General features: G+C 64.1%; 20 protein-coding genes. 13 read left to right on the plus strand and 7 right to left on the minus strand.

What is annotated here, in order from left to right; translation table 11 throughout:
* Nucleotides 1-87: 87 nt before the first annotated feature.
* The 4 genes from malA to BDK61_RS05605 all read left to right on the plus strand — a co-directional run bounded on the left by malA (nucleotide 88) and on the right by BDK61_RS05605 (nucleotide 8,196).
* A complete protein-coding gene (gene malA / locus BDK61_RS05590; protein ID WP_121302538.1) occupies nucleotides 88-2,079 on the plus strand; it encodes an alpha-amylase MalA in 1,992 nt (663 codons plus the stop codon).
* Nucleotides 2,080-2,206: 127 nt separating this feature from the next.
* On the plus strand, nucleotides 2,207-6,742 hold the full coding sequence (locus BDK61_RS05595) for a glycoside hydrolase family 15 protein (protein WP_121302540.1): 4,536 nt from the start codon (nucleotides 2,207-2,209) through the stop codon (nucleotides 6,740-6,742).
* A 50-nt stretch (nucleotides 6,743-6,792) separates the two neighbouring features.
* Nucleotides 6,793-7,737, plus strand: coding sequence for a sugar phosphate nucleotidyltransferase (locus tag BDK61_RS05600; protein WP_121302542.1), 945 nt, complete (start codon nucleotides 6,793-6,795; stop codon nucleotides 7,735-7,737).
* Between the two features lie 129 nt (nucleotides 7,738-7,866).
* Complete coding sequence (locus BDK61_RS05605) at nucleotides 7,867-8,196, plus strand: DUF7510 family protein (RefSeq protein WP_004958193.1); 330 nt, start codon at nucleotides 7,867-7,869, stop codon at nucleotides 8,194-8,196.
* A 15-nt stretch (nucleotides 8,197-8,211) separates the two neighbouring features.
* Here BDK61_RS05605 and BDK61_RS05610 read toward each other — a convergent pair whose 3' ends face one another.
* Nucleotides 8,212-9,267 carry a glycosyltransferase family 4 protein gene (locus BDK61_RS05610; protein WP_121303901.1) on the minus strand — a complete coding sequence of 352 codons (1,056 nt, stop codon included), beginning with the start codon at nucleotides 9,265-9,267 and terminating at the stop codon, nucleotides 8,212-8,214.
* Between the two features lie 212 nt (nucleotides 9,268-9,479).
* Here BDK61_RS05610 and malQ point away from each other — a divergent pair, with 212 nt between their 5' ends.
* Nucleotides 9,480-10,970: a 4-alpha-glucanotransferase gene (malQ, locus tag BDK61_RS05615; protein WP_121302544.1), complete on the plus strand. Its 1,491-nt coding sequence runs from the start codon at nucleotides 9,480-9,482 to the stop codon at nucleotides 10,968-10,970.
* A 6-nt stretch (nucleotides 10,971-10,976) separates the two neighbouring features.
* Here the strand turns inward: malQ and BDK61_RS05620 are convergent, their stop codons facing one another.
* From BDK61_RS05620 to BDK61_RS05640, 5 genes are all read right to left on the minus strand, one after another.
* Complete coding sequence (locus BDK61_RS05620) at nucleotides 10,977-11,828, minus strand: translation initiation factor eIF-2B (protein WP_004958188.1); 852 nt, start codon at nucleotides 11,826-11,828, stop codon at nucleotides 10,977-10,979.
* Between the two features lie 88 nt (nucleotides 11,829-11,916).
* A complete protein-coding gene (locus BDK61_RS05625; protein WP_121302546.1) occupies nucleotides 11,917-13,137 on the minus strand; it encodes an FAD-dependent oxidoreductase in 1,221 nt (406 codons plus the stop codon).
* Between the two features lie 248 nt (nucleotides 13,138-13,385).
* Entirely contained in the window at nucleotides 13,386-14,162 is a 777-nt protein-coding gene (locus tag BDK61_RS05630; RefSeq protein ID WP_004958183.1) for an SDR family oxidoreductase, read from the minus strand.
* Nucleotides 14,163-14,286: 124 nt separating this feature from the next.
* Nucleotides 14,287-14,964, minus strand: coding sequence for a helix-turn-helix domain-containing protein (locus tag BDK61_RS05635; RefSeq protein ID WP_121302548.1), 678 nt, complete (start codon nucleotides 14,962-14,964; stop codon nucleotides 14,287-14,289).
* Nucleotides 14,965-15,049: 85 nt separating this feature from the next.
* Nucleotides 15,050-15,571 (minus strand): hypothetical protein, encoded by a 522-nt coding sequence (locus tag BDK61_RS05640; protein ID WP_121302550.1) that lies wholly within the window; start codon nucleotides 15,569-15,571, stop codon nucleotides 15,050-15,052.
* Between the two features lie 379 nt (nucleotides 15,572-15,950).
* Between BDK61_RS05640 and BDK61_RS05645 the strand changes: the two genes are divergently transcribed.
* The 7 genes from BDK61_RS05645 to BDK61_RS05675 are packed head-to-tail and all read left to right on the plus strand — an operon-like array spanning nucleotide 15,951 to nucleotide 22,859.
* Complete coding sequence (locus BDK61_RS05645; RefSeq protein ID WP_049938946.1) at nucleotides 15,951-18,188, plus strand: type II/IV secretion system ATPase subunit; 2,238 nt, start codon at nucleotides 15,951-15,953, stop codon at nucleotides 18,186-18,188.
* Complete coding sequence (locus tag BDK61_RS05650) at nucleotides 18,178-20,070, plus strand: type II secretion system F family protein (RefSeq protein WP_121302552.1); 1,893 nt, start codon at nucleotides 18,178-18,180, stop codon at nucleotides 20,068-20,070. Before BDK61_RS05645 ends, BDK61_RS05650 begins: the two co-directional genes overlap by 11 nt.
* Nucleotides 20,067-20,792: a DUF7289 family protein gene (locus BDK61_RS05655; RefSeq protein ID WP_121302554.1), complete on the plus strand. Its 726-nt coding sequence runs from the start codon at nucleotides 20,067-20,069 to the stop codon at nucleotides 20,790-20,792. Before BDK61_RS05650 ends, BDK61_RS05655 begins: the two co-directional genes overlap by 4 nt.
* Nucleotides 20,785-21,231 carry a DUF7266 family protein gene (locus tag BDK61_RS05660; RefSeq protein WP_007188735.1) on the plus strand — a complete coding sequence of 149 codons (447 nt, stop codon included), beginning with the start codon at nucleotides 20,785-20,787 and terminating at the stop codon, nucleotides 21,229-21,231. Before BDK61_RS05655 ends, BDK61_RS05660 begins: the two co-directional genes overlap by 8 nt.
* The gene (locus BDK61_RS05665) at nucleotides 21,228-21,932 is read left to right on the plus strand and encodes a DUF7263 family protein (protein WP_004958143.1); all 705 of its coding nucleotides are present in this window, start codon (nucleotides 21,228-21,230) and stop codon (nucleotides 21,930-21,932) included. Before BDK61_RS05660 ends, BDK61_RS05665 begins: the two co-directional genes overlap by 4 nt.
* Nucleotides 21,925-22,329, plus strand: coding sequence for a DUF7262 family protein (locus BDK61_RS05670; RefSeq protein ID WP_007188737.1), 405 nt, complete (start codon nucleotides 21,925-21,927; stop codon nucleotides 22,327-22,329). Before BDK61_RS05665 ends, BDK61_RS05670 begins: the two co-directional genes overlap by 8 nt.
* The gene (locus tag BDK61_RS05675) at nucleotides 22,326-22,859 is read left to right on the plus strand and encodes a DUF7261 family protein (protein ID WP_121302556.1); all 534 of its coding nucleotides are present in this window, start codon (nucleotides 22,326-22,328) and stop codon (nucleotides 22,857-22,859) included. The genes BDK61_RS05670 and BDK61_RS05675 overlap by 4 nt, the downstream gene beginning before the upstream one ends.
* Before the next feature lie 58 nt (nucleotides 22,860-22,917).
* Here the strand turns inward: BDK61_RS05675 and BDK61_RS05680 are convergent, their stop codons facing one another.
* On the minus strand, nucleotides 22,918-23,430 hold the full coding sequence (locus BDK61_RS05680) for a hypothetical protein (protein WP_121302558.1): 513 nt from the start codon (nucleotides 23,428-23,430) through the stop codon (nucleotides 22,918-22,920).
* A 151-nt stretch (nucleotides 23,431-23,581) separates the two neighbouring features.
* Between BDK61_RS05680 and BDK61_RS05685 the strand changes: the two genes are divergently transcribed.
* Entirely contained in the window at nucleotides 23,582-25,186 is a 1,605-nt protein-coding gene (locus BDK61_RS05685; protein WP_121302560.1) for a cryptochrome/deoxyribodipyrimidine photo-lyase family protein, read from the plus strand.
* Nucleotides 25,187-25,247 lie beyond the last annotated feature (61 nt).

A 25,247-nucleotide genomic window follows, 5' to 3' on the forward strand; every position in this document is an offset into this window, starting at 1 on the left:
CACGCCGTAGTCAGAAAGCGGTGCTGCCGGCGGCGGGACGCTCGCGGCTACCCCAAGTACAAAGACACTGTCAATCGCAGTGAACCTATGCACCATCCTGGACCGCCGCGGTTCGTGGCGACGGGTGACGAGGTCGAACTCGCGCCCCGCGACCCGGACCCGTCGGCGACCTACACGTGGCGACTGACGCAGGCACCGAAGGAATCAACGGTATCGCTCGGCGACGACCCGGTCGAGCACCTCGTCCCCGACGCGCCGGGCAGATACGTCATCCGACTCACTGCACCCGACGGCGAACACGACCTCACCGTGCGCGCGTTTCCGGGGAGACTCCAGCCGAGTGGCACACACATGTCCGGCCGCTCTGGCGGTCACAGCGGCGTCTCCAGCGGTCGAAGTGGCTCAGGTCACAGCGGGAACGGCGAGTACACCTCGGAAAGGGACAGCGGCGACGAAGACGGTGGCGGCGGGCAGCCCCGCCTGACGTTGCGACCGGAGATCGAGGGCGACGAAGCCGTCGTTCGAGCGGACTGCAGCCCCCACCCGGAGGGGACCGAGACGGCCGGCGACCTCACCGTCGAGTTCCTGCTGGATGACCGTGACGACATCGACGCCGACGCGGTGACCCGCGATGGAACGGCCCTCCGGATTCCGCTGGACGCGCTCCCGGACCGCGCTCGCATCCACGCCGTTGCCATCGGAGACCACGGCTACAGCGTGCCCGACGCCGTCGAGTTTAGCCGCGACGGGGGCGGCATCGAGACAGTGACGAGCGGCGACGGGGTCGCTGCCAGTCGACCGTACGACGCGCCGGCCTGGGCTGAGGACGCTGTCATCTACGAGATCTACGTCCGCACGTTCGCCGGCGAGAGCGACACCTCGCCCTTCGACGCGATCATCGACCGACTGGACTACCTCGACTCGCTCGGCGTCGACGCCATCTGGCTCACGCCGGTGTTACAGAACGATCACGCGCCCCACGGTTACAACATCACTGACTTCTTCGAAATCGCGTCGGATCTGGGCACCCGCGCGGATTACGAGCGGTTCATTGAGGCGGCCCACGACCGCGGGTTCAAGGTCCTGTTCGACCTCGTGTGTAACCACTCGGCGCGGACCCACCCCTACTTCGAGTCCGCCGTGGAAGGACCGGACGCCGACTACCGGGAGTGGTACGAGTGGCGAAGTGACACCGAACCGGAGACGTACTTCGAGTGGGAACACATCGCGAACTTCAATTTCGACCACCTGCCGGTCCGCCGACACCTGCTCGATGCGGTCGCCCAGTGGGCCGAACTGGTCGACGGGTTCCGCTGTGATATGGCCTGGGCCGTCCCGAACGGCTTCTGGCGTGAGATCCACGATTACTGCAAGGACCGCGACAGCGAGTTCTTGCTACTGGACGAGACCATCCCGTACATCCCCGACTTTCAGGCCGGGCTGTTTGACATGCACTTCGACTCGACGACCTACGCCGCGCTCCGGCAGGTCGGGGACGGCGGCGATGCTGAAGCCGTCCTCAGTGCCATCGAGGGGCGGGCGGAGATCGGCTTCCCGGAGCACGCGTCGTTCATGCTGTACGCGGAGAACCACGACGAGACGCGGTACATCGTCGACTACGGGCGGGACGCCGCCGAGGCCGCCGCGGGGGCGCTGTTCACGCTCCCGGGCGCGCCGTTGCTGTACGCCGGGCAGGAGTTCGGCCAGCGCGGCCGGCGCGACGACCTCGCGTGGGACCACGCTGACAAGGCGCTCCAGTCGTTCGTCAGCGACCTTTCGGCAACCAGACACGACCAGCCGGCGTTGTCGGCGGATGCGGACCTCGTCCGAATCCCGTACGAGGTCCGGGACGGCCCGTCCGACCGTGTCGTCGCGTACGCACGGGCGACTGACGAGGACGCGGCCGTCGTAGTGCTCAACTTCGGCAGCGAGCCGACGACGGTCAGGCTCCCGGCCGGGACTGACGATACCGACCTCGTCTCCGGGGAGCACCGTGGGGCTGCTGGTGACGGAGGCGCGACCGTGACCGTCGATAGTGTGAGCGTGTTTCCGGCTGACGAGAGTGACCTGAGCCAGTAGTCCGCGCTGGTGGGTCCGTTCAGCAGTAACAGCTTCGCTCTTCGGCGATATGCAGCCACGCCCTTCGAAGTATCACTAATTTGTCCGAACCACAGGAGTTTATAGAGATTGGTCTGCTTTGATGTGTATGCGGCTTTCGACAGCGCTCAACGAATACAAACGGACTCGTCATGAGCGCTTTCCAGAGGAGCGCAGGACTGTTTCAGGCTCTTTCTCCGGGCACGGTGACCGACTCGTACACGTCGGCGAAGACGGCACGCTGAAGGACTACTCCGATTCGCTCTCCGGGCTTTCCGGTATCGACCGCTCCCGACTCGGGGTTATGCTTGGGGACGAAACACGGTGGTTCAGTGACCTGGAGACGATCAGACAGCACTACTACCGCGAGACGCGGCTCGTCGAGACCGAATACGACGCAGGGTCGTTCACGGTCCACCAGTACGACCTGACGCTGGGGCGGGCACACGTCACACACGTCGCGATGCGCGGGGCTGTGCCTCAGAACGCCAAACTCGTAGCGTTCGTCACACTGGCCCCCGACAGTAGCGACAGCGGCGTCGGCTCGCTGATTCACGAGGACGCCGGACCCGACAACTCGCGGGTGCTTGAAGTGTACCACCGGCGAGAACACGATTACCTCGCCTCGTCGACCGGGCTGGACGCCGTCGCCGGACAGCGACCGGAACGCCTCGCCGAGATACTCGAGGACAGCCCGATCGAGTTCCCGCGGTCGGAGCCGGTCGAGCGACGCGACCAGACCCGACTCACCGGCGACTTCCTCGTGACTGCGCCGCTTGACCGGTCCGGGCGCAGCAAGGACACGACGCTCGTCAGTCAGCTCTCGAACCACGACGAGGTCGACCGGGAGACGGCACTGCTCGATCTCGCTGACTGCGTGACGGAGCATACGACGTCTGACGACCTTCGGCAGGCTGGACGGGAGCGAACGCGCATCGACGTGGCCGAATCCATGCCACGCTCGGACTTGATACGGATGGACCTGCGGGTGCTCGACTTGCTGTCCTCGCCGACCGGCGGCCGCATCGCTGCCCCGGAGTTCGACCCGTTCTACTCGAACTCCGGCGGCTACGGGTACGTCTGGTTCCGCGATGACGCCTCGGTCTCCCGGCATCTGCTCGAAGCCGGCGACCGACTTGATATCGATACCGTAGAGATGTTGACCGAGAGCGCCGCGTTCCTCTGTGACAGCCAGCTTTCCGACGGGCGGTGGCCCCACCGCGTCTGGGCCGACACCGGGGCTATCGCGCCGGGCTGGGCCAACGCCAGAGTCGAGCACAACGCCGAATCGCCGGAGTATCAGGCCGACCAGACTGCGACCGTCACCGCCTTCCTCGCGACACTGTTGCGAACACACCGCAGCAAGATGGACGCCGAACTGACGGCGATGGTTCGGGAAACTATCCAGACAGCCGTCGATACGCTCATCGAAGACATCGCGGCCAACGACCTGCCCGAGCCGTGTCAGAACGTCTGGGAGGACTCAATTGGACAGTTCACGCACACTACTGCGACGTTCACCGAGGCCTTCGCTGCGGTGGGCCGTGCCCCGATGCCCGAATCGGTCTGTGAGCAGAGTCTGGCGGCAGCCGACCGGTTGCTAGACGGGCTGGATACGCTCTGGGACAGTGATCTGGGCGTGTATGTGATGGGGCTGACAAACGGAACGCCGGACCACCGCATCGACGCTGCAGGGCTCCACCTCGCGGACGCGCTCCAGGAGTACGACAGCGTCGAGCGGACGGCGCTCTCTGACCAGCACCTCACACGTCTGGCCGACCATGTGAGCACGACGCTCGACACGCTCTTCCGGAACCCCACCGAGAGCCGGGTCGCGGGACTGGCCCGCTACGAGGGTGACCGCTGGCGGACCGGCCATCAGGACAGCGAGAAGGTCTGGACCGTCACGACGGCGATGGGAGCACTCGCCGCCGCTCGCGTCGGCGATATGCTGAACGACCGCGACGAGCGCGGCGACGCCTACCTCGACCGTGCGAGCGACCTGTACGAGCTGCTCGAGGAGGACGGACCGCTCACGACCGACGCCGGCTACCTCGCCGAACAGGCCTTCGACGACGGCGCTCTCGACAGCGCGACGCCGCTTGGCTGGTCCCACGCGCTGCGGCTCCACGCGACGGCCCGGCTGGGTGAGCTAAACGCGCTCCCGACGACGTCTGCCGGAACCGAGGGGCCGAGCGAGCGTCCGACGTGGACGACCGGAGAGAAGTACGGCATCGGCACCGTCGCCGACCACGACGAGCAGGACCCCTCGCGCGTCTGGTTCACGCTCACCGAGGGTGCGCTGACGGAGGCCCGCTATCCGCAAGTCGACATGATGAATCTGCGGACGCTGGATTTCCTGGTCCGGTGTACGGACGAGACGGATTATGCCGTCCGGACCCACCGCGAGAACCGACGGACCGACGACAGTGTCAGGCGACGTGTCGAGCCGGTCGACGACGAGGCGCTGCTCTACCGCCACGTTTTCACCGAGACCGGCGACGGCCAGGGTCACGAGTGGACGCTCACCGTCGACTACGCGACTGACCCCGAACACGACGCCATCGTCGCCGATGTGTCGTTCAGCTCAGCGGACGACAAATCCTACGACGTGTTCTCCGTCGCCGACATCGCGCTCACCAGCACGATTACCGAGGACCGCGCTATCAGATACGGCCAGCCCGGGAGCTACCACCTCGTCGGTCGGAACCCCCGCGCCTACACCGACCAGACCGACAACGACCTGCTCGTCGACGAGAACGGCGACGCCTACTCTATCGCCGTGGCGATGGCCGCGGCCGGGCGCTTCGACTGGGCCACCGTTGGCGCGGCCGGTAGCGACCGCCTCGATGGGCTGTACTCCGACGGCGACCTCCCGGACCCGGTCGAATCCATCGACGGGACGAACCTCGTCCTCATCGGTCGGCTGGATTCGGGAACCAGAGTCAGGGACACGGTCGCGCTCGGCTTCGCGCGACAGGCTGACACCGCCGCCGCGCTGGGCGAAGCCGACGGTGCGCTTGACCGCGGCTACGAGACGGTCAGTGCCGAGTACGCTGACAGCTGGGGCGACTTCCTTTCGGACAAGCAGCTCCCGGACTCGGTTGCTGACGACGAAGCGCTGGCGAACCAGTACAGAACAGCGCTGATGACACTTCTAGCTGTGGAGGACAAGACCTACCACGGGGCGTCTATTGCCTCGCCGTCCGTGCCGTGGGGCGAAGCCGTCCACGCCGAGGAGCCAAAGGGCTACGGCTACAACTTCGTCTGGTCGCGTGACCTGTATCAGGTGTTTAGCGTGTTCGACGCCATCGGGTCGCTGGACATCGCAACGGACCAACTGGAGTACATCTACGAGTACCAGCAGGACGACGCCGGCTTCATCCCGCAGAACACCTACGTCAACGGGACGACCCGCTGGGGCGGCGAGCAGATGGACAACATCTCGTTCCCGCAGGTGATGGCCTATCGCCTCGCCGAGAGCGGCGTCGACTTCGAGGACGTCGAGTACAGCTACGAGAACGTCCGGCGGTCGGCCGAGTACGTCGTCCGCCACGGTCCCGAGACCGCACAGGAGCGCTGGGAAGAGGAGGCCGGCTTCTCGCCGTCCTCGATTGCGGCCGAAATCGCGGGGCTCGCGTGTGCGGCGAAGCTCGCACTCGACACCGGCCACGAGGCCGACGCGCTTGTCTGGCTGTCGCTGGCCGACCAGTGGGCGAACAACGTCGAGGCCTGGACCGCGACCGAGACCGGGACCGAGCGCCACACCAACACGCCCTACTACACGCGGGTCACGCTCGATGGGAACCCCGAGATGGGGCACCTCCGGACACTCGCCAACGACGGCCCGACGCTGGACGAACGCAACATCATCGACGGCGGCTTCCTCGAACTTGTCCGGCTGGGCATCAAGCCCGACGACGACGAAACTATCCGGAACTCGCTCGTCGAAGTCGACGACACGATCAGCGTCGACACGGAGTACGCACCCGGGTTCTACCGGTACAACGGCGACGGCTACGGCGAACGCGGCCGGGACGACCAGGGCGCGCCGTGGACGGTCGAACACAAAGGGAAGGGCCGCCTCTGGCCGCTGCTCACCGGCGAGCGCGCCGAGTACGAACTCCACCGTGACGACCCGGACATCCCGCCGGAGAACGCCCTCCAGATGATGCAGGACGTGGCGAACTCGGGACGGATGATCGCCGAACAGATCTGGGACCGGGGCCACGCGACCGAGTACGACTGGGAGTTCGCCGAAGGGACCGGCTCGGCGACGCCGCTGGCGTGGTCGATGGCCCAGTACGTGCGGCTGGCTCACGGAATCAGCGCCGGCGAGCCAGTCGAAACGCCCGCGTTCGTCGACGACCGCTACCGGGAGCGGCGTGCGCACACGCCCGACCGCAGCCCCGCGCTCCGCGTCGACACGCAGTTCCGCGGGAACGAACTGGTCGTCTCCGGCGAGACGACCGGTGTCTGTGTCGTTGTCAAGACGCCTGCCGACATCACGTACATCCCCGTCGATGACCGTGAATTCGAAGTCGCCGTCGACGTCGACCCCGGTGAGAATCAGGTAATCGTTGCCGCCGCGGACGACGAAGATCTCGTCACTGCCGGGACAACTGTCTGGCAGCTCAACCTCTAGAGCCGCCGACAATTAGTTACCACTTTATAATTCGGGTCTGACTGTGGGATATGGACGCGATAGTTCTGGCTGGCGGCTACGCGACACGGCTGTGGCCTATCACTCGGCGTCGGCCAAAGATGCTCCTCCCGGTCGGCGAAACGACCGTCATCGACGGCGTTCTCCAGTCACTGGAAGACGACGACCGGATCGGGACGACGTACCTCAGCACGAACGAGGCCTTCGCCGACGAGTTTGAGGCCCACATCGACGAGATGGGCTATGAAAAAGTCCAACTCTCCGTCGAGAGTACGGCTGACGAAGACGAGAAGTTCGGCGTCGTCGGCGCGCTCGCGCAACTGATCGACCGCGAAGGTATCGACGACGACCTGTTTATTATCGGCGGCGACAACCTCATCGGCTTCGACCCATCGGAGTTTCTGGATTTCTTCGAGGAACACGACGGGCCGGCACTCGCCGCCTACGACGTGGGCTCGCGGGAGAAAGCCAAGTCCTACGGGCTGGTCGAACTCGACGGCGAGCGCGTCGTTGACTTTCAGGAGAAGCCCAATAACCCCAAGAGCACGCTCGTCTCGATTGCCTGCTACGCCTTCCCGGCCGACTCGCTCCGCTTCGAGGAGTACCTCTCGGGCGACAACAACCCCGACGAACCGGGCTGGTACATCGACTGGCTACAACAGCAGGAACCGGTGTCTGCATTCACCTTCGACGATGTCTGGTTCGACATCGGGACGCCCGATTCGTATTTCGAGACCGTCGAGTGGAAACTCGACGGCGGGTCGCTCATCCACCCCGACGCGACTGTCGAGAACTCTGCTATCGGTGACACCGTCCACGTGATGGCCGGGGCGGAAGTGACCGACAGCAGCCTCGACCGGGCCATCATCTTCCCGGACGCCGAGGTCCACGACTGCGATCTCGACGAAACGATTCTCGGCGAGGACGTCCACGTCGAGGGGTACAATATGTCGGGGTCGCTCATCATCAACCGCTGATGGTTCGTGACCGTGGACCCACCGCTCGAATGCAGGGCTCACCACGGCTCGCCACCAGCCACCGCACTGCTGGCGAAGGACTAAGTGACACAGCGCCGTCTACTCGCCGTACGAAAGTTATCTGACAACATGTCACAATCAAAAACGGAGCCAGTCACGTTCGAGATGACAATCGACGACGGCCGGACCAGAATCGATGTTTCGGGCGACCGCGACACGGCCGTCGTGGTCCGCTCGAAATCGGGCGAGAAAATATACCTGCCACCGGAGGATTTCGACCGCCCGCCGGAAGACAGACAGACGCCGTACGACAGCCCCTACCAGTCGGCTGACGGAACCGCCGACAGCCCGTACCGAACACAAACGGACACAACATCTGTGACGGGGCTGGAGCCGACCGCTGACGGCTATCTGATCGTCCACCCGGAGCCGGTCACGGACGTTCGCTTTCTCCGGTGAACGCACGGCCGCAGGTCAGGCTTCGTCCAGAACCTCGTGGTAGAACGCGACGTGCTCGTCAGCGACTTCGCCCCAGGTTCGAACGTCGTACTCGATCGGCGTCGACAGCGATAGCGCGTGCTCGATTCCCTCGGCGATGGAGTCCGAATCGGGCTCGACCTCAATGACACAGTCCTCGTTGAGGAGTTCCGCCGCCCCGCTCTCGCAGGCGACGACGCGCGTCCCGACCGACAGTGCTTCGACGATGGTGATGCCGAACGGTTCCGCAAGCGACGGCGAGACGAACAGGTCGGCGCTGTTGTAGTAGTCCCCAAGTTCCGACTGAGGGAGATACCCCGGGAAGTAGACCCGGTCCTCGACGCCCAATAGCTCCGCGAACCGTTCGAGCTGTTCGGTGAGGTGGCCTGAGCCGCCGAGTACAAGGCTCACGTCGTCTTGACCGAGCTTCGAGAGCGCGTACAGCAGGTACGACAGCCCCTTCTGGTCGGTGTGTCGACCGACGAAAAACAGCATTTTCCCGTCGATACCGAGCTCCGCTTTGATATCCCGACCCGTCGGCTCCACCGACGAGAACCCGTTGTAGATGACCGTCGAGTCGGCGTCGTACTGCTCGCGAATCCGCCGCTGTGTGAACTTGCTCACCGCGACGACGTGGTCTGAGCGGTTGGCGACCCGCTGCTCTGTTTCGACCTCACGCTGTGGTGGCGTCACGTTGCGGTCCGCCGACAGCGAGTGGAAGGTCGAAATCCACTCCACATCGTGGGACGATTTGGCCCGCGAGCCGGGGTTGTAGCCGAACCAGTCGTTCGTGTGGATGATGTCGGCGTCGGCCGCTTTGTCGGCGAACTCCCCAGCTAGCCGGCCAATGCGGGTGATGATGTCACCGCTGCCCGTCGAGACGCCGTGGATGCCGTCGCGGTCCGGCGGCGCGTACTCCGCGGGCAACACCAGTTCGAACTCGATGTCGTCTCTCGGTTCGAGCTGTTCGAACAGCTCCCCGATAGCGGTATCAAGCCCGCCGGTGATGTTGGGTGGGAACCCCCAGCCAAGCATCAGAACGTTCGGTGGCATCTCTGTAACTGACTCTCTCGTCATAGCATCAAATGGATACAATATATATGTTTGCGTACCCCCGCCGCCGCGTCCTGACACGGATACGACGGCGCTCACTGCTCACGGGTCGTTCCTCCCCGCTCGCTTTGCCGAGGGCCGCTCACTTCGTCCGCGCCCCTCGCCCAGAAAAACCCCGCCCATTGAAATGCCTGTCAGGGCAACAGGTGCGTATGCAATTCGAACGGCAGAGTGGCGTGTTTCTCCACCTGACGTCGCTTCCGGGGCCACACGGCATCGGTGACCTCGGTGCTGGCGCGCGGGCGTTCGTCGATTTCCTTGACCGGGCAGACCAGTCGCTATGGCAGTTTTGCCCGCTCGGTCCGACGGCGAGCATCCACGGGAACTCCCCGTATCAGTCCTCGTCCGCCTTCGCGGGGAACTCCTTGCTCATCGACCTGCGGGACCTCACCGACCGCGGCTATCTCACGGAGGCCGACACTGAACCGCCCGACGACTTCTCAGGACAGCAGGTCAACTACGACCGCGTAACCGAGTTCAAGGAAGCTCGGCTCCGGGACGCGTACGCCGCCTTCGAGGAGAGCGCAAGCGACGCGGACCAGCAGTCGTTTACCGAGTTCTGTGAGCGCGAGGCCGGCTGGCTCGACGACTACGCACTGTTCACGGCACTGAAAGCCGAGTTCGACGATGCCGGCTGGATGGACTGGCCGGACGATATCAGAACGCGCGAGCCAGCGGCCATGGAGCGATATCAGGATGACCTGGCCGACGACATTCGCTATCACAAGTTCGTCCAGTGGTGTTTCGACAGCCAGTGGCAGGCGCTGGCCGACTACGCGGCCGAGCGGGACATCGGCCTCGTGGGCGACCTCCCCATCTACGTCGGTCTCGACTCGGCGGATGTCTGGGCGTATCCCGAGGTGTTCCGACTCGACGACGACCACCACCCTGCAGAGGTGGCCGGCGTGCCGCCCAACCCCGGCGACGACGGCCAGCGGTGGGGGAATCCCGTCTACGACTGGGACGCTCTCCGTGCGAACGACTACGGCTGGTGGGTCGACCGATTCGAGCGGCTGTTTGACCTCGTCGACATCGCCCGCATCGACCACTTCAAAGGCTTCGACGAGTTCTGGTCGATTCCGGCCGAAGCGGACGACCCGGCCGCCGGACAGTGGCGGGACGGCCCCGGCGCGCATTTCTTCGAGACGGTCAGAGACAGGCTCGGCGAACTCCCGTTTTTCGTCGAGGACCTGGGCTTTCTCGACGAGAGTATCGTCGCGCTCCGAGACGAGTTCGGCTTCCCCGGGATGCGCGTGCCGCAGTACGCCGACTGGTGCGAAGAGGGGCACATGTATCAACCGATGCACTACCCGGAGTCCGCCGTCGGCTACACGTCGACCCACGACACGGACACCATCGTCGGCTACTACCGCGACCTCGCGGACCGGCAACAGGACTGTCTCCACTACAATCTCGGCACTGACGGAGATGAAATCAACTGGGACCTCATCGAGGCGGTGTGGAACTCGAACGCAATCGTTGCCATGACCACTATGCAGGACCTGCTCGGCCTCGGTAGTGACACCCGGTTCAACGTTCCCGGCACGGCGACCGGGAACTGGCAGTGGCGGGTGACTGATACGGCGCTTGATGCCGATATTGCCGAGCGACTTCGGCGCGTCACCGACAGAACAATCCGCTGAGTACCCTCAGAACTGCAGGATACCGTCCTCCGTGACGACCGTATCGAGCAGGCGGGTCGGCGTCGCGTCGTAGCCCGGGTTCCCGATATCGAACCCCTCTGGCGGTTCGAGCATCACGTCAGAACCTTGCCGGAACGTGTTCCTGAAGGTGAAGCCGCTTCCGATGAACTTTGAGGAGGTTCCGACGACGGTCACGGGAACATCCATCTCGTTAGCCGTCGCGGCCAGCGGGAGCGTTCCGATACGGTTGTACACCACGTCGTCGATGAGGCAGTTCATACCGACGAAGACGCGGTCGGCCTCCGAGAGATAGTGGCCAACTGCGCCGTCGACGATGAGCGTCACGTCGGCCCCGTCCCGGTCGGCCAACTGGCGGGCGGTTCGACGGCCAAGGAAATGCGGCCGGGACTCGCTCGCGTACAGGTGGAACTCCTTGCCGTCGTCCAGTGCCGCCATGAGCGTCGCCATCACTGTCGAGGAGTTCTCGTGTGTTACCAGCACATCGCCGTCGTCGATGAGCGTCGCTGCTCGCTCCGCTGCGCGGTCCTTACTGGTCTCGATTTCCGTAACGACCTCGTCGATCGTCTCAAGCAGTCGCTCCTTGGCCGCCGAGACAGAGTCGAGGTCAGCGTCTTTCAGGTCTGTGACGATACGTTGCTGTGTAGTGTAGAGCGGCGCGTGCGAGCGGTTCGCCCGCTGGAGTGCGCTGCTGTTGCGCTCGACAACGCGGCAGAAATCCTCGACCGTGTGGCACTCGCGGTCTGTCAGTTCGCGGAGCGCTTTGGCGGCTTTCACGGCGGCAATCGAGGAACTCTGTGTCTCCATTTCCTCGATCTGCCGAACGGTCTCGTTTATCATGAGAGCATGTGCGGCTGCCACCCTTATAACGGTACAGTCAGCCGATAGTCCTCTCTCCCGGTTTGAATCAGGGCAACGATGGGCGTGGTTACGCTGACCCGACCACGTCTTCGTCAGTCGGGCCCTGCCCGTCGAACTCGGCCACGAGCGCGTCCAACTGCGCCGGGTCGTCGACGCTCGGGAGCGTCTGGTCTGCAGTCCGGCAAGCGGCGTCGACGCCGAGGTCGTCACAGACGAGGTCCGCCGTCGCCTCGGCCATCTGCCGGTAAGTGGTCAGTTTGCCGCCGACGATGCTCGCCATGTTGTCGACGCCGTCATCGGCGTGGTCGAGCAAGAAGAAGCCCCGCGAGATGCCGCGGCCGCGCTCGGCCTCGTCGGGCGCGTACAGCGGCCGGACGCCCCACCAGGTCCGGACCTCGGGGGCGTCCACGACTGAGGGTAGCATCGCCGCACATTCTTCGATGCTCTCTTCGACTTCCCACTGTTCGGTCTCGTACTCGTCCGGGTCACGGACGGGCACGCTTGTCGTTCCGAGGACGGCCTCGCTTTCGTGTGGCACGACGATATCGCCGTCGTCGGGGTCCCGACAGCGGTTGAGCACCGGCCCGAGGTCGTCGTACTCGACCGAGACCATCACACCCCGCGTGGGTTGCATCTCGACGTCGAGGTCGGCCATCGCGGCGAACTCGCCCGCCCAGGCACCGGTCGCGTTGACGACGTAGTCGGCTTCGATGGTGTCCTCGACCGTCCCGCCGACCTGCACGCCGGCCACGTGCCCGTCCTCAACGAGTACGTCCTCGACGGGCGCGTGTGGGTGTATCGTTGCGCCGTGGTCGCGGGCGTCTGCGGCGTTCGCGGCGACGAGCCGCGACGGATAGATGACGGCGTCGGGAACCTCGAACGCGCGCTTGACATCCGATGCGAGGTCAGGGACTCGCTCGCGGGCCGCGTCGGCGTCAAGTGTCTCTACCGGGATGCCGATCTCCTCACAGGCCGCCCGCTTGGTCTCGAAATAATCGGGGTCGTCCTCGGCGAGCTGGACGAACAACCCCCCGGTGTCGCGGATGCAGGCCCCGGCGATGTCCTTGAGTATCCGGTTTTCGGTGATACACTCCTCGGCACCGACCCGGTCTGCCTCGGCGTAGCGGGCACCGCTGTGCAACAGCCCGTGCGAGCGCCCGGAGGTGCCACTTGTCAGGCCGTCACGCTCGACGAGTGTCACGTCGATACCACGGAGTGCCAGGTCACGAGCGACGCCAGCGCCGGTCGCGCCACCACCGACGACGAGGACATCCGTCTCAATTGCCATGTGTACGGTTAGGGTAGCTGACGTAAGGGTCCTCCGATACCGGGGGTTTCGGCAACTGTGCGACCCGTTTCAGTGACAGTCCCCCTCTCAAGCGATGGCGACGCACACGGCTAACAGTGCTACTGTTTCGAGCAACTAACAGCCGGTCTCAGCGGTCAGTACGTCGGCCGTGCGCCCAGTAAAAACAGCAGGGACGGCGTTTCGACCCGACAATCGCTACGTCGTGGCCGACAAGAACAGCGCCCGTTTCAGATATCCTGGCCGGTCGGTCTGATCAGGAGTTCGTTCACGTCCACACGGGCGGGCTGGCTCGTTGCGTACACGATGCCGCGAGCGATGTCGTCGGGGTGGAGCATCGGGAGGTCCATCTCCGCGAACCGCTCCAGCACCTGCTCGTCCGGCACGTGTGTTGCGAGTTCCGTATCGACAGCGCCCGGTTCGATAACTGTCGTCCGGATGCCCTCTGACGTTACTTCCTGCCGAACGGCCTCAGTGAACGCGTTCACCCCGAATTTCGTCGCGTTGTAACCGCTCGAATCGGCCGATGCGCGGCGTCCCGCGACAGAAGAGACGTTGACGACGTGGCCGCTCTCCTGCTCTTGCATGACCGGGAGTACCGCGTGGGTGAGGTTCATCAGCCCGAGCAGGTTCACCTCGACCATCTGGCGGAGGTTCGAGCGGTCTGCCCGTTCCAGCGGTTCGAGAAGCATCACGCCGGCGTTGTTGACAAGAATGTCGATGCGACCGTACTCGTCGGTCGTTGCATCGACCAGCGAGTCGATGTCGTCCTCGTCGGTAACGTCGGTCGGTACAACCAGTGCATCCCCGCCGGCCGACTCGATTCGGTCCGCAAGGGCCTCCAGTTCGTCAGCGCGCCGGGCCGCGAGCGCGACACTTGCGCCCGCGTCAGCGAGCGCCTCGGCAGTTGCCTCACCGATTCCCGATGACGCGCCGGTGACAATCGCAACGTCGCCTGCTAGTCGCTGTGTGCTCTGGTCGTCGTCTGTCTCAGATTTATCTGCCATCGTCGTTCAGTAGCTGCGACAGCCACGAGCGTGCTTTGCTTACTGATAAGCCCATTTATATACCGACGGGGAGCCAAAGTCGAACAGGAGAATGGCTACCCCGGCGTTCACGCCGAGAAGGACGTCATTGTGCGAGTGCGTTCCGGAACTGGTCGGGGCCGACCGTCGAACTGATGAGCTGTTTTTCAGCTCGGCGCAGGAGATCGGACGCCGCGGCGGCCGACACATCGAGCTTGTCGGCGAGTTCCGCCGTCGAACACCGACGCGGGGAGTCGTAGTACCCCGCAGAGAGGGCGACGGACATCGCCCGATACTGCCTGTCCGTGAGTCCAAACTGATCGCGCTCGCCAGGATTTTCGGGGTCTGAAGCGATGTTCAGCAGTTCGAGCGGGATGTCGTTGACCGCACACCGGTCCCGTAGCGCACTGAACGCCTCGTAGTCGGAGAACACCTTCTGCTCCCGTATTCCGTCGCTGGTGACCGTCGCGTCCATCGCAACGCCCTCGAACTCTTCCGGGTCGTGTGACGCGATGAGATCCGGTGCGTTGTCGACAACAATCTTGTGGAACCAGCCATCGGCTGTCTGCCCGATCTCCGCCGCATCAGTGATCTGTGGCTGTGCGCCCAGTTCGCGCTCGAACGCGCCGCGGGAGTCAGCGTTGACACTAACTGTAAGCAGCAGTTTTCCGTCTTCGAGGCCGACAGCGTTCGAAATCGAAAGCTCACCGCTCGGAATCGAATCCGCCACGCCAACCAGCGGAAGGGTCTCGTCCGCGAGGAGGATTTCAGCAACGATGGCCATAGCGTCCCATCGGACTCGACGTATAAAGTCGCCAGCATAGCGATTACGACACGCGCTGATAGCACCGCTCCGAGTTCGAAGACGCTCAGTCAGCGCTGGACGCTGTCTCACCTCCCAGCAATCGCTGTAGCTGTTCGATCAGGCCGTTACCCCTTGGATGTCCACGATACACCCGCACGGAATCGAAGCCGGCATAGCCGTGGTCCCCGGATTCGTCTCGCTCCCAGTACAGCCATGCTGTCTCCTCGCCACCGTCGAACCCCATCTCATCGACTGGGAACGTGAGCACGAGTGACGACTGGCCGTCCGCAGCATCGTCGTCCGGCTCCCTGATCTCACCGTCGTCGACGGGTCGAGCGCCCTCGCCGTCTTCCAGTGCGAGACGCGAGCCGAACCGATAGCGAACGGCCCGCTCAGTGGGGTCGAACGTCTCGCTGTTTCCGTCGTTGGTGACGAACTCCGACTGCTTGACTGCGACGGTGACGGTTTCGTGTTCCGACAGGTCGATGAAGTTCTCCGCGTTCTCGGGCTGGATGTCGATCGCGATCTCAATCGGGAAATGGGCTGCTGCGACGCCGCTCAGGCTCGGAACCGCCGCCGCGGTCACCCCTGCACCAAGTGCTCCTTTGAGGAGCTGTCGGCGCGTGGTGGGTGTCGATTCTGGACTAGCAGTGCTTGTCGCTGGCTGCATTTCTTTCATCCAGATGACTGATTTGCGGGCACAATTATGATGATTCTGGTGCATATCTCGAAAGTCCAAATTTAGGTAGACGACAAGCGGACGCATCCGCGTTTACCACTCTATCTTTGTGACTTTTCGACACTATTTGGCGGTCGACTATATTGCTACTGTAATATGTTAGCAAAGAACTCTCCTTGATCTACACCGACAATCCATATCCTATTCCTCTGGCTCTTATATTTTGACTAAATTACGCAAAATCAAGTCTACAACTTTAAGTATAATGGGTAGTTTAAAAGCGCGTATGACCGCACAGGCTGACACGGAGACTGCACCGGTGGTCCCCACACCGACGCCACCGGATGCCGCCGACGCTTGGTACGCGCCGGACGTTCGCGAGCAAGACGAGGTGTATCCGGGCGTCGTCGTGACTGTTCGACGTGGACGGAGCGGGTTCCGGTACGACGTCCGTGATCCGGTGCTTTCAGCGTCAGAAACCGACGCACTGTCGACCGTCGAGTCACACTTCGCAGGCGCGAACATCGAGCGGCCACGGACGCGTGAGGGGGCCGTAGAGCGAATGAACGGGGGGTTCGACGCGAAACACCGCCGGGTCATCGATCGGTTGGTCGATGCGTCGCCAGCGAGCCGTCGTCGAGTCGAGTACCATGCGCTCTCGTCGCTGGCGTGTTTCGACGACCTGACCCCATACGCGCTGGATTCCCGCATCGACGTCGCCGACGTGACTGACGATGGCGTCGTCGTCCACACTGACGATTATGCTCCGGCGGAGACTGACCTCGGACCGGACCCGGCGTATCTTAACCGGTTCGCGAGCGAGCGTGTCGAGCGCCACACCGTCCGGTTCCAGGGGTTCGAGATTCCCGTCGTCGTCTACCGCGAGCATCTCCTTGGTGCTGACCCGTTCACGACGAAGTACGCGGTTCGAGAGCCTGACCTGCTCCCCGGCGACGAACAACTTATCGAAGTGTGCAAAGAGCGCGTCTGGGAGACCGGCGTCGACGGCGTCGTTCAGGACCGCGTCGATTTCGTCCGGGAGCGCGCCCGCTCGCTACTGGCTCGGCAGCTAACTGTCCGCAACACGACCGAGTGGGTCGACGCCGCCCGCTACCGGCTACGGTCGGCGCTGGCCGAACTCGATCTGGCTGTGCCACCGGTCGACCATCGGTTCGCCGACGACCGCCTCGATGACCTGTTGTACTACGTACTTCGGGACCTGGTCGGCTACGGGAAGCTCACTGTCCCAATCCGGGACCACACGCTAGAGGACATCGAGGCGAACCGGGTCGACGAACGCGTGAAGGTTCTCCCGCGCGCTGACCTCGGCCACGACGGCCGCGTCCCAACCAACCTCGCCTTCGATTCGGAGGCCGCGTTCGTCAACGTCGTCACGCAGTTGGCCGCCGACGATGGCGTTGAACTCAACGCCTCGAACCCGAGCGCGAAGGTCAACATCGACCCCGACGGCGATGGCCTCCACGACGCCGACGACACCATCCGCTGTGCCGTTGCCCTCCCGACTATCAGCGAAGGCGGTCCCCACATCTCTATCCGGAAACAGTCGGGTGATGCGATGACACCGGTCGACCTAGTCCAGCGTGATTCGCTGCCGACGGAACTCGTCGCGCTGCTGTGGCTCCTGTATGAATCTCACGGCGTCGTCCTCTTTTCGGGACCCACCGGAGCCGGCAAAACGACCCTGATGAACGCGCATATGCCCTTTATCCCATATCGGGACCGTCCCATCAGTATCGACGAAGGGTCGCGTGAGGTCCGAATCCCGCACGAGACAGGTGTCTCGCTCACTACTCGGGACCACGAGCGGGATCACCGCCGCGTGACGATGGCCGATCTGATGACACAGTGCAATTATCTGAACCCAGATATCGAGGTCATCGCAGAGATCAACACCGCCGCGTCGTTCGAAACCTTCGCTGAAACGCTCAACACCGGCCACGGCGTTATCGGGACGACCCACGCCGGCGACATTGAGTCGCTGGTCAACCGCGTTATCGAAAAGGGCCTGCCGACCTACCTACTCGAAGAGATCGACCTCGTCGTGTTCCCCCGGCACGTTGATGGGGAGCGCTATGTCGGCGAAGTGGTCGAGTTCGTCAACGACCCGTCCGTCGTCGAGAGCGGCAACGACCGAAGCGGGACGATACACAAAGACGGGACGACTATCCACTGGAACTCCGTCTGCTGGCGACGGCCCGACGGGAACTTCGAACTCGCCTACGACCACCCGCAGTTCGGCGACGACCGGCGGCAGGTCGACACCGGTATTTTCGACCGACTCTCGGATCTCCGTGACGAGCCGGTGTCGGCTGTCGAGGACGCGTTCCACCGTCGCCACCGCTACGTACAGTACCTCGTTCAGGAAGGACTGACCGACTTCGACGACCTGTTCGGCGTTCTGGCCGACCTGGAGACCAACGAGGCAGCGACCGTCGAGCGGCTGCGGCGACAGGCCGGCACCCCCGACAGTCCACAACTGGAGGTCGGTACGGGTGACGACTGAGGGCGGCGGGACGCTCGGCTTGCTCGACCGGGGTCTGTACGCCCTGTTCGCCCACCACGCCGAGGATGACAGCCATGCAAGCACGCGTGACCGCTACCGGGCCGCCTATCCAAGTGCCGGCTTCGGCGTCTACGTTGCCAGGGTGTACGGGCTCTCGTGGCTGGCACTCGTTGTGGGCGTTGTCGGAACCGCCACGGCAGCGATGCTCGTGCCGCCGGAGACGTTCGACTCGTTCATCGCGGTGCTCCAGCAGAGCCTCCCGGTTATCAATCGGCTGGCGCTCCCAGCGGTCCCTCGCCTTCTCGTGGCCACTGTGCTTGGAACCGGCGCTGGACTCACGCTCAAACGGGGCGTGTTCGTCGCCGGAAATCGGTATCTCTCGTGGGTCGCCAGCGCGCGGCGCGCGGACATCGCAGCCACGCTTCCCGGCGCAGTCAGATACCTCAGAGTCCTCGCCTCCGGAACGCACGACCGGCGTGAGATGCTACGCGCCGTTGCCGAACAGGACGCCTACGGCGAGACGGCAGTCGCCTTCCGGCGCGCGCTCAATCAAGGTATTCTTACTGGCAGTCTCGACACCGGTATCGAGCGGGTCGCCAGCGAGACGCCTTCGCGGGACCTGCTTGCGCCGTTTCTGCTGAAGTTCCGGGAACACGCGAACCAGAGCGCCGAGGCCCTGGAAAGATATCTGGAGATGGAGGGGCGCTTGCTGTCACACGAGCAGAGCCGACAGCACGAACGGGCGACCGGCTATCTCGAATTGCTCGCGGAACTGTTCGTCGTGTTGCTGGTGTTGCCCGCGCTCGTGGTACTCATCGTCACCGTGATGGGCATTCTTGCGCCCGGCCTCTCCGACCCGGTCGCGACGCCGCTGGGCGAGACGACCGTCCGTGCCATCGTCGTCTACGGGAGTGCGGCGTTCGTGATGGCTGCCGGCCTGCTGGCAGCCTTCGTCGTTGCTACGCTCCGCCCGCGGAACACGGCCGCCCCGAGCTACAGCCTGCCGGACAGCCCCGTCGCGATACTCGCGACGATTCCATCGAACCCTGCGAGCGCGCTTCTCGCCTGCGCGCCGCTGGGTGCGGTCGTCGCGGCAGGCCTCTGGTCACTGGGCTACCGGCCGGTCAACGTCGCGCTCCTCTCGTATGCCACCGTCGGCGTCCCCGTCGGTGTGGTAACGGTCCGCCGGGCCAGAGCAGACGACGCGAAGGACCGGGAGATTCAGGACTTCGTTCACGCGGTGGCCGGCCACGTTGCGCTGGGCCGCCCGTTTCCCGAAGCGGTCCGACGTGTCGCAGACGATGTGGAACTCGGTGCGCTCGCTAGCGATGTTCAGTCACTCGCGTTCACGCTCTCGCTCGGTGATAGCCCCGGTGACGCCGCGGCCGACCGCCGTGCCGCGGCACTGGACCAGTTCGTCGACCGCGTCGGCACGCCGATGGCTGAACAGACCATCGGGCTGGTCGTCGGTGCGCTGGATACGGGGAGTGATGCGGAGGACGTGTTCGAAACGCTCCAGACAGAGATAGGACAACTCTACCATCTGCGCAAATCAATCCGCTCAGCCCTGCTCGTCTACGTTGCCGTCGGTTGGACGACGGCGCTGCTCGTCATCGGCATCACCGTCGCTGTCAACATATACGTCCTTGATAGCTTCGCGCAACTATCCGCCGTCTCGGGCGGCGCGAACATCGCCTTCGACCCGACTGCGATCAAGCCGGCCCGGGAGCAACACCGGTTCTACGTCGTCACGCAGGCGACGATGCTGGCCTGTGGCTGGTTCGCCGGCACGGCGAGTCGCGGTGTGTACGAAGCGCTGTTGCACTCCTCGGGGCTGGTACTCGTCGCTTACGTCGTCTTCGCGGGGGCTGGTCTGATTTGAATCCCGACACCAGCGCCCAGTCACACGTCGTCGGCGTGGTGCTGTTGCTGGGGCTGACCGTCGTCGCGCTCGGTGGGCTAACGGCTGTCGTCGGGAGTGTCGTCGACGGACACACGACGACTGCCGACGAGGCCCGCGTTGCCGACACGTTCGAGACGGCGTTCCGGCCAGTAGAGCAGACGGACCACCAGACGGCCCGCGTTCGGTTTACTGAAGGGCGGCTGACCACAGCGGAGCGGGAACTGCGCGTTCTCAACGACTCCGGGGTCCGGCGAACGGTCCCTGTCGATGCGATGGTGTACGAGTCCGGGGATACCCCCGTTCGGTTTCTCGCTGGCAGCGTTGTGCGCGGGACAGCGGGGAACGCGTGGCTCGAAACTGACCCGCCGGTGACGGCGACGCGGGACGACACAGCGGTCATCGTCGGCGCACCGCTGGTCAACGCCAGCGGCGGCACAGTGTCCGGAACCGGCGGTGTGTCTGCAGGCATCCGACAGAACGTCAGCCACGAGCGCGAACGGCTCCCGACCGACAACTACAGCGTGGCTATCGAGACGGAGACACCCCGGCCGTTCACTGAGTACTTCCAGCGTGTCGGTGCAACCACGCGAGTCAGGGATATTGACGGCGACGGCGTCCAGAGCGTCGTGGCGACCTTCCCCGGCCGGCGGACGCTGTATCTGGTCCGCCACGATATGCGGACAGAGGTGGGACATGGATAACCGCGCGCTCAGCACGGTCGTCGAGAAACTGCTGAGCATGGGGATAGTGCTGCTGTACCTCGGATTAGTGACGACCACGCTGTACGGTGGCACTGTCCCGGCGTACCAATCCGCCGTCGGGACAGAACTCGGCGACCGAACACTTGCCGAAGCGACGGCTCGCGTCGAGCAGGCTGTCCCGCCGGATGCTCGGGCCGTCTCTACAACTGTTCGGGTGTCGCTGCCGGCCACCATTGACGGTGCAGGATACAGCGTCCGGACTGACGGAGATGCTCTCGTCCTCGACCATCCTGACCCCGAAATCGGCGGCCGAACACAGCCGCTGTTGCCCGACAGAGTCGATACCCTCGAAGGTGAATGGCAGAGCGGTAGTCCGACCGTGGTCGCTGTCTCTGGAACACGGGGGAGCGTGACAGTGACGCTGGAGGCAGAGCGATGACCGAACGGTGTTGCGTCCCTGCCAACAGTCCGCGTGCCCAGACATCGCTCGCGGCGCTCGGCATCGCGCTCGTGCTGTTGACCGTTGTCACTAGTCTGGGGATTGCGATTGCCGACACGGCGATTGCTGGTGCGGACAGAACTCCTGACGAACGACGGGTCGCCGCCGCGACTGCCGACCAACTCGTTGCGGCGGACGGACCGCTAGCCGCCCGGAGCAACGTGCTCAATCAATCCCAGGTGGACAACTTCGACCGGGCGGCGCTGGAGCGGGGCGCACCGCCAGCCAGTGAGTATGCGGTCAGCGTCGAACTGGCTGACGAGGAGATTGCACGCAGCGGCACAGTGCAGGGCGGCACGCGGATCAGCCGTCTCGTCGTAGTCGAGGCTCGGGAACGACGAACACTCACCCCCGACCTGACGACGACCGACGCGGTAACGCTCCCTCGCCGGAGCGCACAGGCCACCGTAACTATCGACCCGCCGGCCGGCACGACAGTCTGGACGGTCCGCGCTAATGACCGGGTCGTCCTCCATAACAGAAGCGGGCTGCATGGCAGCTACGAGGTCCCGCTGGTGCCCTACGAGACGACGGAACTGCGCTTCCAGCGCGCCGGCCGACTCGAACCCGGGAACGTAACCATCGGCTACGATGCCCCGCGGTCGACGAAAGAAACGCTTGTGGTGACCGTCGATGCCTAGGGCACAACTGCCGCTGTCGCTCGTGGAAGTTGCCCTCGGGACAGTGCTGATTCTCGGCGTCGCGCTCGGGTTTGCGTTGGGGACACCAGCGCCGGACCGGCAGGGGCCGCAACTTGATGCGTACGCCTCGGATACGGCAGCACTCCTCGCTAACGACCCGCCGCGACACAGCGGAGCGACGCGGCTGCAGGAGATCGTGTCGAGTCCGACGGCGTTCGACCGCGAACGGGACGCGCTTTCGAACCGGGTCGCCCGCATCCTGCCTGACAATGTCCTCTTTCGGGTCGAAACACCGCACGGCGCGGTCGGTACGCCGACGCCACAGGGTGTCAGCACCGGGACCGCAACTGTGCCGACGGGCCACGGGAGTGTCCAAATTATCGTGTGGTACGCATGACCCGGCGCGGACAGCTAGTCCTCGTTGCGGCCACAGTCGTGGCTGTCGCACTTGTCCCGATTCTCTTTGCGTCCCTGCAACTGGGGTATCATGACGACGTTCGCGCGACAGCAGACTACGATGATGACCCGTCTGTTGACGCGCTTCGGGTCCTTGAGCGAGCCGTCGCAACCGAGAGCGCATCTATCCCGAGTCAGTACGCCTGGGCCGTGAACGATTCGGCAGTGACGGCCCTTCGCACTGGACTAGGACCTCGGCTTGACCGACTCCAGACGTCCCGCATCGAGGACGGCATCCACTATAACATAACCTACAACGGTACTGCGACACAGCAGTGGAAAGACGCGAATTGTCCGTCGGGGCCGGACCGCCAGTTCGGGGACTGCACCGCCGACCGCGGCGTCGTCGCACAGGACCGCGTGGGCCGTACACACGTTCTCGCAGTTGGCTTCGATGTGACGACAACAACCGAACGTGGCGAAACAACTGTCACCGTAGTTCTGGAAACTAGCGGCCGGTCCTCACGGTGACAGTCCGGAACAAAACTGCACCTCTCGGCACAAACAACGAGACGGTCCGGAGTGTGCGTTACTCCGTCGCGCCCGGCGTTTCAGTTCGAACCTGCGACCGGATCTGTTCGAACGTTGCTTGCGGGAAGAGCCCAGTGACACTGTCAACTGAGAGGGTGTCGATGAGACTAGCCGGCGGACCAGTAACCAACAGCGCACCCGCCTGGGAAATGGAATCGTCGATAGTGAGGCCGAGGTCAGATGTCGCACGCTCTTCGAACGAGTTGATTGCGTCTTCGGCAAGGTTCTCCTGTGCGGTGCGGTATTCCGCCTGTGCCTCGCTTTGTGTGAGATTCCCCGCCTGAATTTCGGACTGGATCTCCTGCTGTCGTTCCCGCAACTGTGTCTGGTCTGGTTCCACCCCGACCGTCACCGTCGCAGGCTCCGTGCCCGCACTCTGGCTTTGTGACCCTGTGCCCGTGTTCGCTCCGTCGCTGTCGCCTCCCTGAAGGGCGTTACAGCCAGCGAGCGACACTGTCGCGCTTACTCCGGCGAGTTCCATGAATCGGCGGCGTGTGGACTCGAATTCCATTATTGACTAGCGCGGGTCTCGCGGTGTAATCCTTCTGGTAGCCAGATACGGCTGTTCGGTTCTGGCAATCACGACTCCTGTCCCGAGCGGTGCGGCCCTGAAAGACGAAAGACAGTGGTGTCTGTGGTCCAATACTGAACTAATAGCGCGTATGGCGGGACTGGAATCGGAAAAGACGCTGGAGACACCACGGCAAGACGCGATTCCGACGCTTGCCGACGACGAAGCTGGGACGGTCGTCTGGCATCGCGAACACCTGCGAATCCGCGACCAAGCTGCAGTAGCGAGGGCTACAACATCCGAGTACGTGCTCCCGCTGTTCGTGTTCGACCCGGCGTTTTACGGCGCAGACGGCCTCGCCTGTGACAGCCGTATCCGGTTTCTGCACGACTGCCTGGCCGACCTCTCAGACCGGTATCATACCGCCACTGGTCGCGGACTCACCTACGCCCACGGGGACCCAGTAGATGTACTGGGGCGGTTCCGCGAGGCCGGCTGGGATATCGTGACGATGGCCGTTCCCACAGGCCGCTACGGCCGTGACCGGGACCGCCGCGTGCGAGAACAGTGCGATGTTACTTTCGTCGACGGCGACGGGCTGGTTCGCGACCGAACAGAGGCCCGAGAGGGGTGGCAGGACGACGTGTCAGCGTGGTTCTCCGCCGACCAGTACGAGTGGGACCCGGGGACCGTTACTTCTCGAAGCTTCGACAGCGGTCTCGGCGTCGACGCGATCGAGGAGTACTACGACATCAGGCCGTCGAAATCCGACGTTCCTCGCGGCGGGACCGGCCCCGCCCGCGAGCGACTGTCGGCGTTCGCCGAACAGATCGACGACTACCCGGGGAACATCTCTGCGCCGACGGACGCACGAGACGGGACCAGCGGGCTCTCGCCGTATCTCGCCTTTGGCTGTCTCTCTGTGCGGCAGGTCGTCCAGTACATCGACGAGCACGCGCCCGACGGCCGCGGGAAAGAGATGTTCGTCTCGCGGTTGTTCTGGAACAAACACTACGAGCAGAAGCTCGAAGACTGGCCCGGCTGGCTTGAGACGGCGGTAAACCCGGTTCTCGAGGGGTTCAACGCGGAGCAGTACGACCCCGATCTGGTGGCTGCCTGGAAACACGGACAGACCGGGTTTCCGATGGTCGACGCCTCGATGCGGTGTCTCAGACAGACGGGCTGGCTCAACTTTCGGATGCGATCGATGTGCGCCTCAGTCTACTACCACCTCCTCCAGCAGCCGTGGCGGATCGGCGCGGACTGGTTTTACCACCATCTCATCGACGCCTCGGCGGCGATCAACTACACGCAGTGGCAGTCCCAGTGTGGGCTGGTCGGCAAACCGGCCCTTCGGCTGTACAACCCCCGCAAGCAGGTCCGCGACCAGGATCCGGACGGCGAGTTCATTCGCCAGTGGGTGCCCGAACTCGAGTCGCTCCCTGACGAGTACCTCGACCGGCCCGAGCAGACGCCAGTCCACGTACAGGCGTCCTGTGGCGTCGATATTGGCGATGATTATCCGCACCCAGTCGTCGACTATGACGCGGCCCGACAGGCGTTCCACAGGCGGTACGAGGCAGTACGTCCCGATGCGGCTGATGCCCTGGATGACCCAACGATTGCACGTCGCGCCTCGTTTTCCGGTGGTCGCGAAGCCGCTGCACGCATCGCCGCGGAACACGGGACGGATGCCTCCAACGCCCCGGAAAGCGGGGGGACACAGGCCAGTCTCGACTCCTTCGGCGACGAGTAGGCCTACTGTTCGGGCAGTGTTGCCAAACGCCAAAGAGGCTAAGATGATTGCCCACACAGAC

Origin of the sequence: Haloarcula quadrata (genome assembly GCF_003634715.1) — an archaeon.
GTDB lineage: Archaea > Halobacteriota > Halobacteria > Halobacteriales > Haloarculaceae > Haloarcula > Haloarcula marismortui.